Raw genomic sequence first — 15,789 nt, 5'->3', positions numbered from 1 at the left:
TGGTGCCTTTGATAGCTAAGGGGGCTTCCTGGTGCACTTTCGGTGCACTATATATCATTGATAATAAAGTAAAAAATAGGATTTAGAGGTGAGGTGGTACGACCATTGCACCGTCATCGGGCAGTATTGTGTGGCGTGGCCAGACGGCGTCACCACGAACCATCGCCCGGGAGAACCATGAGCGCGCAGACACTACAGGATGTGACCGATCGGCACGGCCATCGCTTCGACGCGGGACGGCGCTGGGAGGCGAGCCTGTCACTGGGCTTTCGCCATGATGGTGCGGCGACTCGATTACACCGAGTGGATCACCGTGGCCCCTTGAGGGTGCAGCGGCCCTTTTACCCCGAAGGACGCGACGGCACCTGCCACGTCTACCTGTTGCATCCACCGGGCGGGCTGGTCAGCGGTGATGCGCTGGACATTCAAGCACGGGTGGCAAGGGGTGCCAGCGCACTACTCACGACCCCTGCCGCCAGCAAGCTGTATCGGGCGGACAGCAACGAGGTGAGCTGGTCCCAGCGCACCCGGCTGGTGGTCGAGCCCGGCGCCAGCCTCGAGTGGCTGCCGCAGGAAACCATTGCCTTCGATGGCTCTCGTGGGCGCCAATCCACCGAGATCGAGTTGCAAGGGGACGCGCGCTGCCTGGGTTGGGAGGTGCTCGCCCTGGGCCGGCCAGCCAGTGACCTGCCGTTTGCCAGCGGCTACCTGGAACAGAGCTTCAGGTTAGCCCGAGATGGCCAGCCGCTGTGGATCGAGCGTCAGCCGCTTGATCCGCTTCACCGCCGCTTCAGCGGCGCCTGGGGCCAGCGTGGCTGCAGCGTTCAGGCCACCCTTTGGGCCGTAGGCTTGGACGATGGCGCGGCAGCGGTGGAGATGCTGCGTGAACAGCTGGCGGGCCGACAGGGACGCACCGACGATGCTGTCGATCTGTCTTCACCCTCGATGATGCAACAGCCATGGGCGGTCACTCTGCGTGACGGCGTATTGCTGCTGCGCTATCTCGGGCACTCGCGGCATGAAGCTTGGACGCTGTGTGAGGCTGCCTGGAAACTGCTGAGACCGATGTTGCTGGAGCGCACGGCCTGTCCGCCGCGCATCTGGTTCACCTGACTCCACGCCGACCGTCGTCTAGCGAGCGTCGTGTCGTCTGACCTTGAGGAAGTAACGATGGAGCTGACACCGAGAGACAAGGACAAGCTGCTGCTGTTTACCGCGGGGTTGGTAGCAGAACGGCGAAGGGCCAAGGGCCTGAAGCTCAACTATCCCGAGGCGGTCGCGTTGATCAGCTGCGAGATCATGGAGGGGGCCCGTGAGGGTCGCAGCGTCGCCGAGATGATGAGCTACGGCAAGCAGATCCTGGGCCGTGACGATGTCATGGAGGGCGTTGCCGACATGGTCGACGAAGTTCAGGTCGAAGCCACCTTTCCTGACGGCACGAAGCTGGTGACCGTCCATCATCCGATTACCTGAACGGATGCCTGCTCAGTGTCGTCTGCCGCAGCGGCTTGCAGCAGCGACATGGGGGCAGGCCGTTGCCAACGGACCATCAGAGGGCGAGGCATGATACCCGGAGAATACCAACTCAAGGACGGCGAGATCGCACTGTGTGAAGGGCGCGAGCGGGTGACCATCGAGGTGGCCAACCGTGGCGACCGGCCGATCCAGGTCGGCTCGCACTACCATTTCGCCGAGACCAATCCCGCGCTCTTGTTTGACCGCGTCAAGGCGCGTGGCTTCAGGCTGGATGTTGCTGCCGGCAGCGCCGTGCGTTTCGAGCCCGGCCAGACCCGTGAGGTCACCCTGGTCAGCTTTGCCGGCACTCGTCACATCTATGGCTTTCGTGGTGAGGTCATGGGGCCTTTGGGTACTGCACCGGATGTTCAGGGAGACCCGTCATGAAGATCAGTCGTCAAGCCTACGCCGACATCTACGGACCCACCGTGGGCGACCGGGTGCGCCTGGGGGATACCGAGCTGTGGATCGAGGTCGAGCAGGATGCGACCCACTACGGTGATGAGGTCAAGTTCGGCGGTGGCAAGGTGATCCGTGATGGCATGGGGCAAAGCCAGCGTGTCGATGAGGCGGTGATGGATACGGTGATCACCAACGCGCTGATTCTCGACTGGTGGGGCATCGTCAAGGCCGACGTCGGGCTCCAGGCGGGCAGAATCGCTGCCATCGGCAAGGCCGGTAATCCGGATACCCAACCGGATGTCACCATCGTCATCGGGCCGGGGACAGAGGTCATCGCAGGGGAAGGCAAGATCCTTACGGCGGGTGCCATCGATGCCCACGTGCATTTCATTTGTCCTCAATTGGTGGATGAGGCCCTGGCCAGCGGCATCACCACCATGCTGGGAGGTGGCACCGGGCCTGCGACCGGCTCCAACGCCACCACCTGCACGCCTGGCGCCTGGCACATTCATCACATGCTCAAGGCCTGCGACAGCCTGCCGATGAACATCGGCCTACTGGGCAAGGGCAACGCCAGCCTGCCCGAGGCGCTTGAAGCTCAGATCGAGGCAGGCGCCATGGGGCTCAAGCTGCACGAAGACTGGGGGACCACGCCTGCGTCCATCGACACCTGTCTAAGCGTTGCCGAGCGCTATGACGTGCAGATCGCGATCCACACCGACACCCTCAACGAGTCAGGTTTTGTCGAGGATACGCTGGCCGCCTTCAAGGAAAGGGGCATCCACACCTATCACACCGAGGGAGCGGGTGGCGGGCACGCGCCGGATATCATCACCGCCTGCTCGAAAGAGTACGTGCTGCCATCCTCGACCAATCCCACCAGGCCTTACACGGTGAATACCGTCGATGAGCACCTGGACATGTTGATGGTGTGCCACCATCTGGACCCGAATATTCCCGAAGACGTGGCCTTTGCTGATTCGCGTATTCGTCGGGAGACCATCGCCGCCGAAGACATCCTGCAGGACATGGGGGTGATCTCGATGATCGCCTCTGACTCCCAGGCCATGGGGCGAGTGGGCGAGGTGGTATGCCGCACCTGGCAGACGGCCCACAAGATGAAGGTCCAGCGCGGGTTGCTGCCCGAGGATGAGGCGTGCGGTGCAGACAATCTTCGCGCTCGGCGCTACATCGCCAAATACACCATCAATCCGGCAATCACCCATGGTATGGCCGAAGAAATCGGGTCGGTCGAGGTGGGCAAGCTGGCGGATCTGGTGCTCTGGGATCCGGCGTTCTTCGGGGTTAAGCCCGCTCTGGTTCTCAAGGGCGGAATGATCGCCATGGCGCCCATGGGGGACCCCAACGCTTCGATTCCGACGCCACAGCCCGTGCACTATCGGCCGATGTTCGGTGCGCTGGGGCAAGCGGCCGCGGCGACGCGGGTGAGCTTTGTGTCCCAGGCAGCGCTGGACTCAGGACTCAAGGAGTCACTGGGTTTGGCCAGCCGGCTGGTGGCATGTCGCAACGTGCGCGGCATCCGCAAGCGCGACATGAAACTGAATGATCGCTGCCCCGACCTCAAGGTTGACGCCCAGACCTATGAGGTGACCTGTGATGGCGAGCTTTTGACCTGCGAGCCGCTGGACGTACTGCCCCTTGCACAGCGCTACCACCTGTTCTAGGGCGTGTCAGAAAAGTGCCTGCGCTCGTCGACTTTTCGCACAAACCCTAGGGCTGCCCGTGGGGTGAGGTGGTGGAAATAGGGAGAACCGCACGTCGCGGCCGCACTACATTTTAGGAGATATCGATGAGCACGTTGCTGTCATTGACACAGCGTCTTGGCCCGCTGGCGGAGGACCAAGCCGAAGACACGCTGACCCTGGCCTATGACGATCGTATCAAGGGCCGCCTGAGGGTCACCTTGGATAGCGGGCGCGGAGCTGGACTGTTCCTGGAGCGCGGACCGGTGCTGCGCCATGGTGACGGACTGGCCAGCGACGATGGCGTGTGCGTAAGGGTAGTGGCGGCCCCAGAACCGGTAGTGAGTGCCTGGATTCTGCCTGGACCGCAATCGGACCTGGCCCTGGCGCGACTGTGCTATCACCTGGGAAACCGGCATGTGACGCTGGGCATCGGGTGCGGCGTTTTCCAGGGGCAGGAGTGCCGCTACGTGCGGATTGCCCCTGATCATGTGCTGGAAGAACTCGCCGAGCGGCTGGGCGCCATCCTCGAGCGACACCAGGCGCCCTTCGATCCGGAGCCGGGCGCCTACACCATGGGCGGACATTCCCATGGGCACTCGCACGGGCACTCGCACCAGCATTCGCACGGGCACTCGCATGATCACTCGCACCATCACGCCCATGCGCACTCGCAGGAGCCTTCCGGCCAGTCTCAGGACCCGTCCAGGGAGCCGGTCTGATGTCCGGGATCGCGACGGTTTCCTCACCGGACCTTGCGCTAGGCGACTTGGCGCTGCTGGGCCTGTTGCAGCTCGTCAGTCCAGCCTTGCCGATTGGGGCCTTCGCCTGGTCCCAGGGGCTGGAAAGCGCGTTTGAGCTGGGTTGGGTCACCGACGAGTCCAGCCTGGGTGACTGGTTGGAGGGGGTGCTGGAGGATGGCCTGGCGATGTGTGAACTGCCGGTGCTGATGCGCCAGATGACGGCCTGGCAGGCAGGCGACGCGTCCCTCGTTGCAGAGTGGGACCGCTGGCTCGCCGCAGTCCGCGAGACCCGTGAGCTGTTGGAGGAAGATCGCCAGCTGGGGGCTTCCTTGACACGCCTGATGGGCAATCTTGGCCTGCTGCCCGAGACAGCGTTGCCTGCTGCGCCAGGCTATGTGACCGCCTTTGCGGCGCTGTCGGTGCAGCGCCAGGTGCTGCCGCACAGCGCCATGCTGGGGTTTGCCTGGGCCTGGCTTGAGAACCAGCTGGCAGCGGCCTGCAAGGCACTGCCCCTGGGGCATACCGCGGCACAGCGAATAGTAGAACGGCTGCGTCCGGCGCTGGTCCACGCGGTGGAGCGCGCCGAGGCGCTGCGAGATGACGAGCTCGGTCCGGCCTTGCCTGGCGTCGCGCTTGCCAGCAGCCTGCACGAGACCCAGTACTCGCGCCTGTTTCGCAGCTAAGCAAGCCCTTGCCCAGCGCTATGGCTTGACGACATGAAAGACAAGGTATCGACGTCATGACCGAACGTCGCCCTTACCATCATCCTGGCCCCGAGCGTGGGCCAGACACGACCGCCAGGAGAAGGCCATGATCAGCACTACGACTCCCTCCCAATGTCTACGCGTCGGTGTCGGCGGTCCAGTAGGTTCCGGCAAGACCGCATTGCTTAGGCAGCTCTGTCGAGCGCTACGAGATCATTACGATATCGCCGTGGTGACCAATGATATCTACACCAAGGAAGATGCGGACTTCCTGACCCGCAATGAGGCGCTGTCGCCCGATCGCATTCTCGGGGTCGAGACCGGTGGCTGTCCGCATACCGCGATACGTGAGGATGCCTCGATGAATCTGGCGGCCATCGATGATCTCCATCAGCGTCATCCGGGGCTCGAGCTGGTACTGGTGGAGTCCGGAGGCGATAACCTGTCGGCGACCTTCAGCCCGGAGCTGTCTGACCTCACGCTGTACGTCATCGATGTGTCGGCGGGGGACAAGATTCCGCGCAAGGGTGGTCCCGGGATTACCAAGTCCGATCTCTTGATCATCAACAAGATCGACATCGCTGAGCAGGTGCATGCTTCTCTGGACGTTATGGAGCGTGATTCTCGCAAGATGCGAGGAGATCGACCATTTGTCTTTGCCAACCTGTACGACGGGGTCGGTCTAGAGACCATTATCAGTTTTATACTCGAGCGGGGCATGCTGCCCGATCGTCGTACCGAGGCGGTCCAAGCCTGAGCGTTTCGCAAGGGAATAAGGCCGCGCCTGGCGTGGCGTCTTTTGTCTGCAAGGAGTTTGTCATGACACAGCGCATCACTGCGTCTCACGTTGTTCCGGCGGTGGCCGCCCTGGGTTTGAGCCTGGCCGCGCCGGTGGTGTTTGCACATCCCGGTCATGGGGTAGAGCACGGTGGTCTTGCCAGCGGTTTGATGCATCCCTGGCTTGGGCTTGACCACTTGCTGGCCATGGCAGCCATCGGCCTGTGGAGTCTTGGGCAGGGCGCCAGCATGCGTCGACTGACGCCGCTGCTGGCGCTGGTGGGTATGCTGGTGGGTGCTGGTATCGCCCTGGCGGGCTGGGTCTCTCCGTCGCTGCTTCCGGGCGTCGAGAGCGGCATCGCCATGTCGGTGCTGGTGGCCGGTGTGATGACAGCGGCGCTGCTGCGTTTACCGACAGCGTTAGGCGGCGTGCTGGTAGTGGCGGTGATGGCGCTGCACGGCATCGCCCACGGCGCCGAGATGCCGGCCGCCGCGTCTCTGGTGGGCTATGTCATCGGGTTCTCGATCTCGACATTGGCGATTACCTTGCTGGCACGCTCGCTGGGTGGCTGGCTGGCTGCGCGCGAACAGCGCCTGCTGCGCGCGCTGGGTGCCGTCATTGCCCTGTGCGGCGGGATCCTGGCCATGAGTTGAGGCCGCCGCGGGGTACGCCCGCTGGTGTGACTCAGGGACCGCGCCCGGCTTCGTGCCGGGCGCTTCCGTTGTCGGCCGGGGTTTTACGCTATCATCGGCGCCACTCGACCAACGAAAAGGAAGCGCCATGGGATGGCTGGGTAAAGCACTGAAAGGAAGCCTGCTGGTGGTGTTGCTGGCATGGCCAGGCATGGCCATCTGGCAAAGTGTCAAGCCGTTGCCCAGCGACGTGGGCAAGGCGTGGCCGATGCGCTCGGTCGAGCGGGTGTCGTTGCTTGCCGATCGCACCTGGTACGACCGGCGGGGACAACAGCAGCTGGATCAGCAGATCTTCGACGAGGCGGTGTCGATGATCGGCGAGGCCCGCCGCCTGATCGTGATGGACATGTTCCTGTTCAATCGCCTGGAGGGCCAGACGGGGGCGAGAAGCGCCCGTTTCAGGCCTATCGCCAAACGTCTGACGGACGCGTTGGTAGCGGCACGACAGCGTGATCCCGCGCCGCGTATCGTGGTGATCACCGATCCTCTCAATACCCTTTACGGGGGGCAGCAGGTGGCGCTTTACCAGCGCCTGGAAGACGCCGGGGTAGAGCTGGTCATGACTCGGCTCGATAGACTGCGCGCCTCCAACCCGCTGTGGTCCGGACTCTGGCATCTCGGCCTGCATCGTCTCGGCAACGATAGTAAAGGAGGCTGGTTGCCCAATGCGTTTGGCGGCGAGCCGGTGACGCTACGAAGCTATCTGGCGCTGCTCAATTTCCGTGCCAATCATCGCAAGACACTGACGGTCGATACGCCCCAAGGCTGGTCGACGCTGATTTCCACGGCAAATCCCCATGACGCCAGTAGCCTGCATTCCAATGTAGCGCTACGTATCGATGGTGCATTGGCCGGGGATGTGATCGCCTCGGAGGCTGAGGTGGCGTCATGGTCCGGCGTTGAGGTGGCCTTGCCCGATAGTCGAGAGACAGGACCAGGCAACGCTGACCGTCGCCAGTCGTCAGGCGCCGAGGCAAGACTGCTGACAGAGGCAGCCATCCGTGACGCCGTGCTGGCGCGTATCGAAGAGGCTTCCCCAGGCGACAGGCTCGATCTTGCCGCCTTCTACCTGGCCCATCGCGAGGTGATCGCGGGACTGAAACGCGCCGCGTCACGCGGCGCCACGGTGAGGGTGCTGCTGGACCCCAACCGCGAGGCATTCGGTTTCAGCAAGGGTGGGTTGCCCAACCAGCCCGTTGCCGAGGAACTGCTGGCCTCGGGGGTTCAGGTGCGTTGGTGTCTGACGTCGGGAGAACAATGTCACAGCAAGGTTGTGCTGCTACGCAAGGAGGCGACGGCTGATCCGTCTGCACGCGATGCGGTCATCCTTGGCTCCGCCAATCTGACCCGGCGCAACCTGGATGACCTTAATCTCGAAAGCAGTGTCGAGGTAACAGGTCGGGAGCTGCCGGTGATCGATGCCCTGGGGCAATGGTTCGACCTGCGCTGGGAGTCGCCTCCCCATCACCGGGCCAGCCGCGCCTGGAGCGAGCGGGACGCCAGTGGCCGGCTGGCAGCGTGGCGCTATCGTGTGATGGAAGCCACCGGCCTGTCGACCTTCTGAGCGACGCGGAGCCGGGAGCTTGGCGGGCTAACGCGGGCGCGGTGAGACGCGTTGGCGCTGCAACTTGACAGTTTTGACCAGCGTGCCCATGTTTTGCACGGTTGGGCCGGTATGTCGCCTGTGCCTTGGGCCACGTTCCCCCTGGAGGCTGTCTGCCACGTCCGGCCGGCGTGGCGACGATGTCATTGAGTGAAAATTGGCACAAGGAGTGCTCAAGCAATGGACAAGGTTTGGCTGGTGGTGAAGGTGGTGATTCTGGCGCTGGTGGCCATTGTGGTGGTGCAGAACATCGACATGGTGCAGGTGAATCTGCTTGGCTGGACGCTCGCGATGCCGATGGCCTTGCTGGTCGTGGTGATCTATCTGCTGGGCATGGTCAGCGGCCGGGGTCTGATGGGGCTGATTCGTCGCCTGAAGGGCAAGGAGACCCATCGGCATTGACCGCTGACGCGGTGGCCAGACGCCGGCGTGGATCCTGGTGCCATGCCAGTCCGAGCCGGCAGTTGTGTTCGAGTTCGGCGATGACCTGGGCGCCTAACAGGAGAATGACGGCGCCTATCTCCAGGCTCAAGAGGACCACGATCAGCGTGGCCAGCGGGCCATAAACGGCACTGACCAGCGACAGGTTAGCGAAATAGTAGACCAGCGCGATCCTGACGCCTTCCCACATCAAGGCGGCGGCAAACCCGCCCGCCAGTGCCCGCCTGAGCGATATTCGCACTACCGGCAGAACCTTGTAGATGGCGCTGAACAGCAGGAAAACCCCGAGAAAGCTGGTCAGGTTGAGGGCGGTGTCCGACAGAGATGCCAGCGGCAGTTCCTTGCCATTGATCGCCATCCAGAGACCGTTCAAGGTGTTAGCCAGGCTGACTGCCATGGCCAGCGCCAGCAGCGCAGCGCTGAGTACCAGCATGAACGCATAGGGCAGCAGAAAGGAGACCCACAGGCTGCGGCTATCCTTGACGTCGGGTTTGCGGAAGATCAGTGCCAGCGCGTCTTCCAGCATGCGAAAGGCAAAGGAACTGAACAGCAGCAGCACCGGGATACCGTAGATCCCGATCGCATCCCGCGAGTCGAGCAGCGCACGCACGGACTCCAGCATGACCTCGGCGTGGGTCGGGGCAATGTGGCGCGCCTGCAGGGTGATGACATTGATCAGCTGATCTTCGTCCACCACCTGGGCCATGGCGACCACCATCAGGGCAAACAGTGGAATGGTCGACAGCAGGATATTGAAGCCAACACCGCCGGCCAGCAGCATCCCCCGGTTATGCAGGAATTGGCTCAAGACCCGCCACATGAACAAAGCCAGTCGGGGCAGCAGGGTGAACATGGCGTGTTGATACCAGCGTGGTGCGGTCATGGGCCCAAATCGTCCTTGAGGGATAAGGCATGATACGCTCGGACGCACCATTAGCGTCAAACGCGCGGTGAACCCACCGCCACGACGGCACCGGCATGGACGAAGGAGGTGCAGAGCATGCAATTGAGTCGACGCCTGTCGATCCCCTACAGCGATATCGTGATGACCGCGATACGTGCCCAGGGCGCCGGTGGTCAGAACGTCAACAAGGTAGCGTCAGCGATCCATCTGAGATTCGACATCGCCAGTTCGACGCTACCTGACGACGTCAAGGAGCGACTGCTGGCGCTTAACGACCACCGCATCACCCAGGACGGCGTGGTCATCATCAAGGCGCAGTCCGAACGCACCCAGGAAGCCAATCGAGCGGCGGCACTGGCACGCCTGCAGTCGCTGTTGCAGCAAGGTCTGGTAGTGCCCAAGGCGAGGCGGCCGACCAAGCCGAGCAAGGCGGCCAAACGACGTCGGCTCGAGGGCAAGAAGCAACGCGGCAAGGTCAAGGCCCTGCGTGCCAGACCGGATAGCTAGTCACCATGCTTGAGCGAGCCATCGCTAGAGGACGCAACAGGGGGAACCGCTGGGCCGGCCAGCAGTCAAAGCCGAGACAGGCGGTGGCGGTTAGAGCCCGCAGGAGTCAGGCCCAGGAGTAGTGTTTGATAATGCTTGCTAAGGCCTACTTTCGCCAATGGCTGCCCCTGACGTTGTAGCCCACTGGCAGTATGCTGTGACTAGCTGGACCAGCGTTCCGGCGGGCATCGTGAAGGGCCTGGTGAAGAACATGGCGAAGGCCTGTTGAAGAATATGGCGAAGGGCATTGCGAAGGACAGCGCGACGCAAGAGTAACGGCACAAGAAAGGATCGCTGCCACGGCGCAGGCGTGTGGCGTGGCGCGATAAGAGATAACGGACGCTAATCATTGCACCCCCAGGGAGACCCCGAATGGAAGAGATCAACCCCGACAAGGACAATAATACCGAGCAACATGGCCGTGGTAGCGAGACTCAGCCTGCACCCGCCTCTTCAGGTGGCTCTGGCTTGTTCTCGGATCATCGGGTGAAGGGCATTGCAGCGGTAGCGGGTGTGAGCTTGATCTGGGCCATCGGTGCCCAGTTGAGTGCCAGCTCCAATAATGAGGCTCGCACCGCGCTCTCCAAGGAGCTAGAAGCGAGCGAGTCTCGCGTTCAGACCCTGCGCGAGCAGGTAGCAGGCTTGGAAGAGAGCCAAGAGACCCTGTCCGCTCAGCGTGACGAGCTGGAAAGCCAGGTGGCGCAGTGGCAGGAAGCGGAGACCTCGCTTGAGGAGTTGCGCGGACAGCTGGCGACGCTGAAGGAACAGGAGCAGGCCGCTCGCTCTGCTCGCGCCAGCGCCGAGGAACAGGCTGCCCAGGTGGAAGCGGACCTCAAGGAATTGGAAGCCACCCAAGCCGCATTGGAATCTGATCTGGTGGCCGCTCGCAACCGGCTGGAAGAAGCCCAGAGCGAGCAGCAGTCGCTGATCGAACAGCGAGATACCCTCAGGGCCGAGTCAGAGTCGCTGACCAGTGACATCGATGACGCCGAAAAACGGCTTGCCGACCTGAGCAGCAGCATCGAGGAAAAACAGACGTCTGTGGGCGATCTCGAGCAGCAGGTGGCACGGCTGGAGACCGAGCAGCAGGAGGCTCAGCAGCAAGCCGAGCAGGCTCAGTCCCGCCTCGAACAGATTCTTGCCGAGAACGCCGAAGAGCGCGAGCAGTCCGAGGCCCGCGTACGTCAGGCCGAGGCCCGCGCCGAAGAGGCAGTGGCCCGTCGCGACGAACTGTTTGCCAAGGTCAAGGAGCTCGAAGCGCGAGCCGAAGAGCGCCGCCAGCGCTTGGCGCGCCTCAATGGACAGCTGGATACCTGGCGCATCGAGCTGGAAAACCTGGATCGTGCTACCGCTGAGGCGGCCGGTCACTCCAGCTCCACCGCGCAGAACGGAGGTAGCACTGGGTCGGTCGAGGTCATCCGCAGCGGCCAGGGGGACGGCCAGCGTCCGACTTCCGTCGCTGATGGGGCCTCGGTCAATGGCGACGACAGCGCCTCATCCACCGGCTCGGCTGCCGATCCGGCCAGCCAGAGCGACACCGAGTCGTCCGGTGAGAGCGCGGCAGCCGCCAGCGAGCAAGGCTCTAATGAAAGCGCGGCGGACGACGAGGATGTGGCGTCGGCTGAAGCCACGGGCAAGCCCTCCAGCGACGAGGAGCAGTCCTCGCAGCAGAGCGCTGGTGCCGGTGCTGGTGAAGAAGGCACGGCTTCGGGCGCTGAAGAGAGCACGGCCTCGGGTGCAGAAGACAGCACCGCCGCGAGCGAGCAGACCTCCAAAGCGGATGAAGCGTCCACCAACGGGTGGACGGATGAAGTCGCCGCAGGCGCTGCCGGTGCAGTGGAAACCGTCAAGGATGTCGCCCGCCAGGCCGCCGAGAAGGTACGTGATGCCGCTTCCGCGGTAACAGGAGATGACGCCGCCGAGGATAGCCGTCAGTAACAACGATGGAACGCAGTACCCGCAACGAGCGAGCCCACGGGCTCGCTCGTTGCGTAGTGGACGCCATTCATGCGTGATCCGGCTTAACCTCGCCCGTCGCTGCCTCTATACTGGCCCGGCGGGCTATCCGCACCCATCTGGTAACAGGAGCGAGACGTGATCGAAGGGGTCAAGCATATCGTCGCCGTGGCATCCGGCAAGGGTGGCGTAGGCAAGTCGACAGTGACCGTCAATCTGGCGCTGGCCATGGCCGCCGAGGGCTATCGTGTCGGCGTTCTCGATGCCGACATCTATGGACCGAGCCAGGCCCAGATGCTGGGTGTCGGTGAGGGTGTGCGGCCACAGGCGAGTGGGGAAAACCAGTTCCTGCCCCTCGAAGCTCACGGGCTCCAGGCGATGTCCATGGCCTTTATGGTGGATGTGCGCGAGCCGATGGTCTGGCGCGGACCCATGGTGGCTGGCGCCTTTCAGCAGATGCTCAACCAGACCCGCTGGAACGAACTGGATTACCTGTTCATCGACATGCCCCCGGGCACCGGCGACATTCAGCTGACACTGGCGCAGAAGGTGCCCGTCGATGGCGCCGTGATCGTCACCACGCCCCAGGATATTGCCCTGCTCGACGCGCGCAAGGGCATCGAGATGTTCCGCAAGGTCAAGGTGCCGGTGCTAGGCGTTGTCGAGAACATGAGCCTGCATACCTGCAGCCAGTGTGGCCATAGCGAGCCGGTCTTTGGTGAAGGCGGTGGCGAACGGATCGCCGCAGAGTACGACACCCGAGTGTTGGGCCGGCTGCCACTTTCCCTGACGATTCGCGAGCAGGTGGACAGTGGGCGGCCGAGCGTGGTGGCAGAGCCTGAAGGCGAGGTCGCGACGTCCTTCCGTGAGATGGCTCGCCAGGTGGCAGAGCAGGTTGGTGCCCAGGGCGGTGATGATGGCCCGAGCATCAGCTTCAGCGACTAGAGCATCAGTCCCAGCGACACGAACGTAGCCTGGTGGCGCTGACCCGGGTCAAGCACCCACAGGGCAGGCGTGACTATTGCATCGTGACGTGGCATCGGGGGGCCGCTATCATGTGGCCCCACCGAACGCGTCCACTCTTTGAGCACCCAGCAGGAAGTCCCATGAGCATCAAGTCCGACAAATGGATCCGCCGCATGGCCGAAAACGAGGGCATGATCGAGCCCTTCGAGGCCGACCAGGTTCGCTACGTCAACGAACGGCGGGTCATCTCCTATGGGACCTCGAGCTACGGCTATGACGTTCGCTGCGCCGATGAATTCAAGGTGTTCACCAATATTCACTCGGCGGTGGTCGATCCCAAGGCCTTTGACGAAAAGAGCTTTGTCGACGTCAAGGGTGACGTCTGCGTGATTCCGCCGAACTCCTTCGCGCTGGCGCGCACCGTTGAGTACTTCCGCATCCCGCGCAGCGTGTTGACCATCTGCCTGGGCAAGTCGACCTACGCCCGCTGTGGCATTATCGTCAACGTGACCCCGCTGGAGCCCGAGTGGGAAGGTCACGTGACCCTGGAATTCTCCAACACCACCAACCTGCCGGCCAAGATCTACGCCAACGAAGGCGTGGCGCAGATGCTGTTCCTCGAGTCCGACGAGGTGTGTGCCACCTCCTACGCGGATCGTGGCGGCAAGTACATGGGACAGCGCGGCGTCACCCTGCCGCGTACCTGATGGCTAAAGAGCGCTAGCCCTCGGTAGGGGGTATCAGCGCTGGGTAGCGAAAAAAGCCCGCTGACCATGTCAGCGGGCTTTTTCGACTGCAGCTCGTGGCGCCAGACAGCGTGGGCGCTGACGGAGTTGGCGTCCGGCAAGCTTATGGCGTGGCGCTGTTACTCATCCTCGTCCAGCTCTTCGGCGGCATCCTCATGAGACAGGCGCATGCCCCCTGGCGGCAGAGGCTGGCCGTCGATGGTGGCAATGTCGCCCTCGAGGCGTAGCCGTCCCTCCAGGAACCAGCGTACCGCGATTGGGAAGATCAGGTGTTCACGGCTGAGCACACGCTCTTTCAGCCTGGCTTCATCATCATCGGCCTGCACCTTGACCGCCGCTTGGATAGCCACCGGTCCACCGTCCAGCTCTTCGGTCACGAAGTGCACGCTGCAGCCGTGCTCGGCAACGCCGTCGGCCAGCGCGCGGGCATGGGTGTGCAGTCCCTGATAGGCAGGCAGCAGGGAGGGATGGATATTGAGCATCCGGCCCAGGAAGCGCTGCACAAAGCGCGGCGTCAGGATTCGCATGAAGCCCGCCAGTACCACCAGGTCAGGCTCATGCCGCTCGATCACCTTGATCAGCGCACCATCAAAGGCTTCGCGGCTTTCGTACTCGCGATGGGGCAGCGCGACGGCGTCGATGCCTGCGTCCCGAGCCCGCTTGAGACCATGGGCATCGGCAACATTGGAGACGACTGCGACGATCTCGCCGCCCAGCTCATCGTGGGTCTGCGCATCGATCAGTGCCTGAAGATTGCTGCCGCCGCCAGAAATCAGCACGACGACTCTGGGCAGGGAGGCCTGCTCGGGAGTGAAACCGTTCAGCTCTCCATCGTTGACGCCGTCACTCATGACCCGGACTGCTCCAGCTGTACCTGCTCCTCATCACCCTGGCGCTCGGCGATGACACCGATACGGTGCACGCCTTCACCCTGGGCCTGCAGATGGGCTCTGATCTGGTCGGCCTGTGCCTCAGGCACCACCAGAACCATGCCAATGCCGCAGTTCAACACGCGGTGCATTTCATGTTCGTCCACGTTGCCCTGCTGCTGTAGCCAGTCAAACACGGCGGGGCGCTGCCAGCGGCTGGTGTCGACATGGGCCGTCAGGTGCTCCGGCAGCACGCGGGGCAAGTTCTCGAGCAGGCCGCCGCCGGTAATATGCGACAGCGCATGGACCTGATAGTCGTCATGACGCAGCAGCTCCAGCAGCGGCTTGACGTAGATCCGGGTGGGGGCCATCAGGGCATCACCCAGCGGCTGACCGTCGATGTCGGTGTCGAGCTTGGCTCCAGACACTTCCAGAATCTTGCGGATCAGTGAGTAACCGTTGGAATGCGGGCCAGAGGAGGTCAAGCCAAGCAGGACATCACCCGCGCCGACCTTGGAGCCGTCGATGATCTCGTCCTTTTCCACGACGCCCACGCAGAAGCCGGCCAGGTCGTAGTCACTGCCTTCATACATGCCAGGCATCTCGGCGGTTTCACCACCCACCAGGGCACAGCCCGCCTGCTCGCAGCCGGCGCCGATGCCCGTCACCACGTCGGCAGCAATGTCGACGTCAAGCTTGCCGGTGGCGTAATAGTCGAGAAACAGCAGGGGTTCTGCTCCCGCCACCACCAGGTCGTTGACACACATGGCGACCAGGTCAATGCCGATGGTGTCGTGGCGACCGAGGTCCATGGCCAGTCTCAGCTTGGTGCCGACGCCGTCGGTGCCGGACACAAGAACAGGCTCGCGGTAGCCGGTGGGCAGCTGGCACAGCGCGCCGAAGCCACCGAGACCGCCCATCACCTCGGGGCGAGTGGTGCGTTTGGCCACACCCTTGATGCGGTCAACCAGAGCGTTGCCAGCGTCGATATCTACGCCGGCATCCTTGTAGCTGAGCGAGGCTTTCTTGGAAGAGGAGGAGTCGGTCATGACAGATCCTGTGGAGTCGGTCGACCCGCGGGCGTGGTGCGCACCACCGGGCGAACGTGAGACAATGGGCACGTTGGGGGCGAGGATTGTAGCACTGTGCACCGTCCGTCGCAGCCATGATGCATGGCCGGCCCGTCATCACATGGAAACGTGGTCTCTTGGGGAACAGCGA

At 63.2% G+C, this 15,789-nt stretch carries 17 protein-coding genes; 14 read left to right on the top strand and 3 right to left on the bottom strand.

What is annotated here, in order from left to right:
* Positions 1-177 precede the first annotated feature (177 nt).
* The 10 genes from KUV45_RS16295 (at position 178) to KUV45_RS16250 (ending at position 8,542) form a co-directional block, all read left to right on the top strand.
* Entirely contained in the window at positions 178-1,113 is a 936-nt protein-coding gene (locus KUV45_RS16295; RefSeq protein ID WP_222163354.1) for an urease accessory protein UreD, read from the top strand.
* Positions 1,114-1,170: 57 nt separating this feature from the next.
* Positions 1,171-1,473, top strand: a complete 303-nt coding sequence (gene ureA / locus KUV45_RS16290) for an urease subunit gamma (RefSeq protein WP_206944647.1) — start codon at positions 1,171-1,173, stop codon at positions 1,471-1,473.
* A 90-nt stretch (positions 1,474-1,563) separates the two neighbouring features.
* On the top strand, positions 1,564-1,902 hold the full coding sequence (locus KUV45_RS16285; RefSeq protein WP_222163353.1) for an urease subunit beta: 339 nt from the start codon (positions 1,564-1,566) through the stop codon (positions 1,900-1,902).
* Positions 1,899-3,602, top strand: a complete 1,704-nt coding sequence (gene ureC, locus KUV45_RS16280; RefSeq protein WP_222163352.1) for an urease subunit alpha — start codon at positions 1,899-1,901, stop codon at positions 3,600-3,602. Before KUV45_RS16285 ends, ureC begins: the two co-directional genes overlap by 4 nt.
* A gap of 134 nt (positions 3,603-3,736) precedes the next feature.
* Positions 3,737-4,342: an urease accessory protein UreE gene (ureE, locus tag KUV45_RS16275; protein WP_222163690.1), complete on the top strand. Its 606-nt coding sequence runs from the start codon at positions 3,737-3,739 to the stop codon at positions 4,340-4,342.
* A complete protein-coding gene (locus tag KUV45_RS16270; RefSeq protein WP_222163351.1) occupies positions 4,342-5,046 on the top strand; it encodes an urease accessory protein UreF in 705 nt (234 codons plus the stop codon). Before ureE ends, KUV45_RS16270 begins: the two co-directional genes overlap by 1 nt.
* Positions 5,047-5,173: 127 nt before the next feature.
* The gene (gene ureG / locus KUV45_RS16265) at positions 5,174-5,824 is read left to right on the top strand and encodes an urease accessory protein UreG (RefSeq protein ID WP_206944634.1); all 651 of its coding nucleotides are present in this window, start codon (positions 5,174-5,176) and stop codon (positions 5,822-5,824) included.
* A 62-nt stretch (positions 5,825-5,886) separates the two neighbouring features.
* Positions 5,887-6,498 (top strand): HupE/UreJ family protein, encoded by a 612-nt coding sequence (locus KUV45_RS16260; RefSeq protein WP_222163350.1) that lies wholly within the window; start codon positions 5,887-5,889, stop codon positions 6,496-6,498.
* A gap of 127 nt (positions 6,499-6,625) precedes the next feature.
* Complete coding sequence (locus tag KUV45_RS16255; RefSeq protein WP_222163349.1) at positions 6,626-8,101, top strand: phospholipase D-like domain-containing protein; 1,476 nt, start codon at positions 6,626-6,628, stop codon at positions 8,099-8,101.
* Positions 8,102-8,320: 219 nt separating this feature from the next.
* On the top strand, positions 8,321-8,542 hold the full coding sequence (locus KUV45_RS16250; protein WP_222163348.1) for a LapA family protein: 222 nt from the start codon (positions 8,321-8,323) through the stop codon (positions 8,540-8,542).
* Here the strand turns inward: KUV45_RS16250 and KUV45_RS16245 are convergent.
* Positions 8,478-9,464, bottom strand: a complete 987-nt coding sequence (locus tag KUV45_RS16245; RefSeq protein WP_206944625.1) for a YihY/virulence factor BrkB family protein — start codon at positions 9,462-9,464, stop codon at positions 8,478-8,480. The genes KUV45_RS16250 and KUV45_RS16245 overlap by 65 nt on opposite strands.
* 117 nt (positions 9,465-9,581) lie before the next feature.
* Here KUV45_RS16245 and arfB point away from each other — a divergent pair, with 117 nt between their 5' ends.
* The 4 genes from arfB to dcd all read left to right on the top strand — a co-directional run bounded on the left by arfB (position 9,582) and on the right by dcd (position 13,660).
* Complete coding sequence (gene arfB / locus KUV45_RS16240; protein ID WP_222163347.1) at positions 9,582-9,992, top strand: alternative ribosome rescue aminoacyl-tRNA hydrolase ArfB; 411 nt, start codon at positions 9,582-9,584, stop codon at positions 9,990-9,992.
* A gap of 411 nt (positions 9,993-10,403) precedes the next feature.
* Positions 10,404-11,969: a hypothetical protein gene (locus KUV45_RS16235; RefSeq protein WP_222163346.1), complete on the top strand. Its 1,566-nt coding sequence runs from the start codon at positions 10,404-10,406 to the stop codon at positions 11,967-11,969.
* Between the two features lie 159 nt (positions 11,970-12,128).
* Positions 12,129-12,932 carry an iron-sulfur cluster carrier protein ApbC gene (gene apbC / locus KUV45_RS16230; RefSeq protein WP_206944767.1) on the top strand — a complete coding sequence of 268 codons (804 nt, stop codon included), beginning with the start codon at positions 12,129-12,131 and terminating at the stop codon, positions 12,930-12,932.
* Positions 12,933-13,093: 161 nt separating this feature from the next.
* Positions 13,094-13,660 carry a dCTP deaminase gene (dcd, locus tag KUV45_RS16225; protein ID WP_206944619.1) on the top strand — a complete coding sequence of 189 codons (567 nt, stop codon included), beginning with the start codon at positions 13,094-13,096 and terminating at the stop codon, positions 13,658-13,660.
* Between the two features lie 158 nt (positions 13,661-13,818).
* Here dcd and purN read toward each other — a convergent pair whose 3' ends face one another.
* Both purN and purM read right to left on the bottom strand, forming a co-directional pair.
* Entirely contained in the window at positions 13,819-14,550 is a 732-nt protein-coding gene (gene purN / locus KUV45_RS16220) for a phosphoribosylglycinamide formyltransferase (RefSeq protein ID WP_222163345.1), read from the bottom strand.
* Positions 14,547-15,617, bottom strand: coding sequence for a phosphoribosylformylglycinamidine cyclo-ligase (purM, locus tag KUV45_RS16215; protein ID WP_222163344.1), 1,071 nt, complete (start codon positions 15,615-15,617; stop codon positions 14,547-14,549). Before purM ends, purN begins: the two co-directional genes overlap by 4 nt.
* Positions 15,618-15,789 lie beyond the last annotated feature (172 nt).

Source organism: Halomonas sp. DP3Y7-2 (assembly GCF_019800795.1).
In the GTDB taxonomy this organism is placed as follows: domain Bacteria; phylum Pseudomonadota; class Gammaproteobacteria; order Pseudomonadales; family Halomonadaceae; genus Halomonas; species Halomonas litopenaei_A.
Note: the sequence above shows the minus strand (reverse complement) of the source record. Positions and strands in the feature narration are given on the sequence as shown.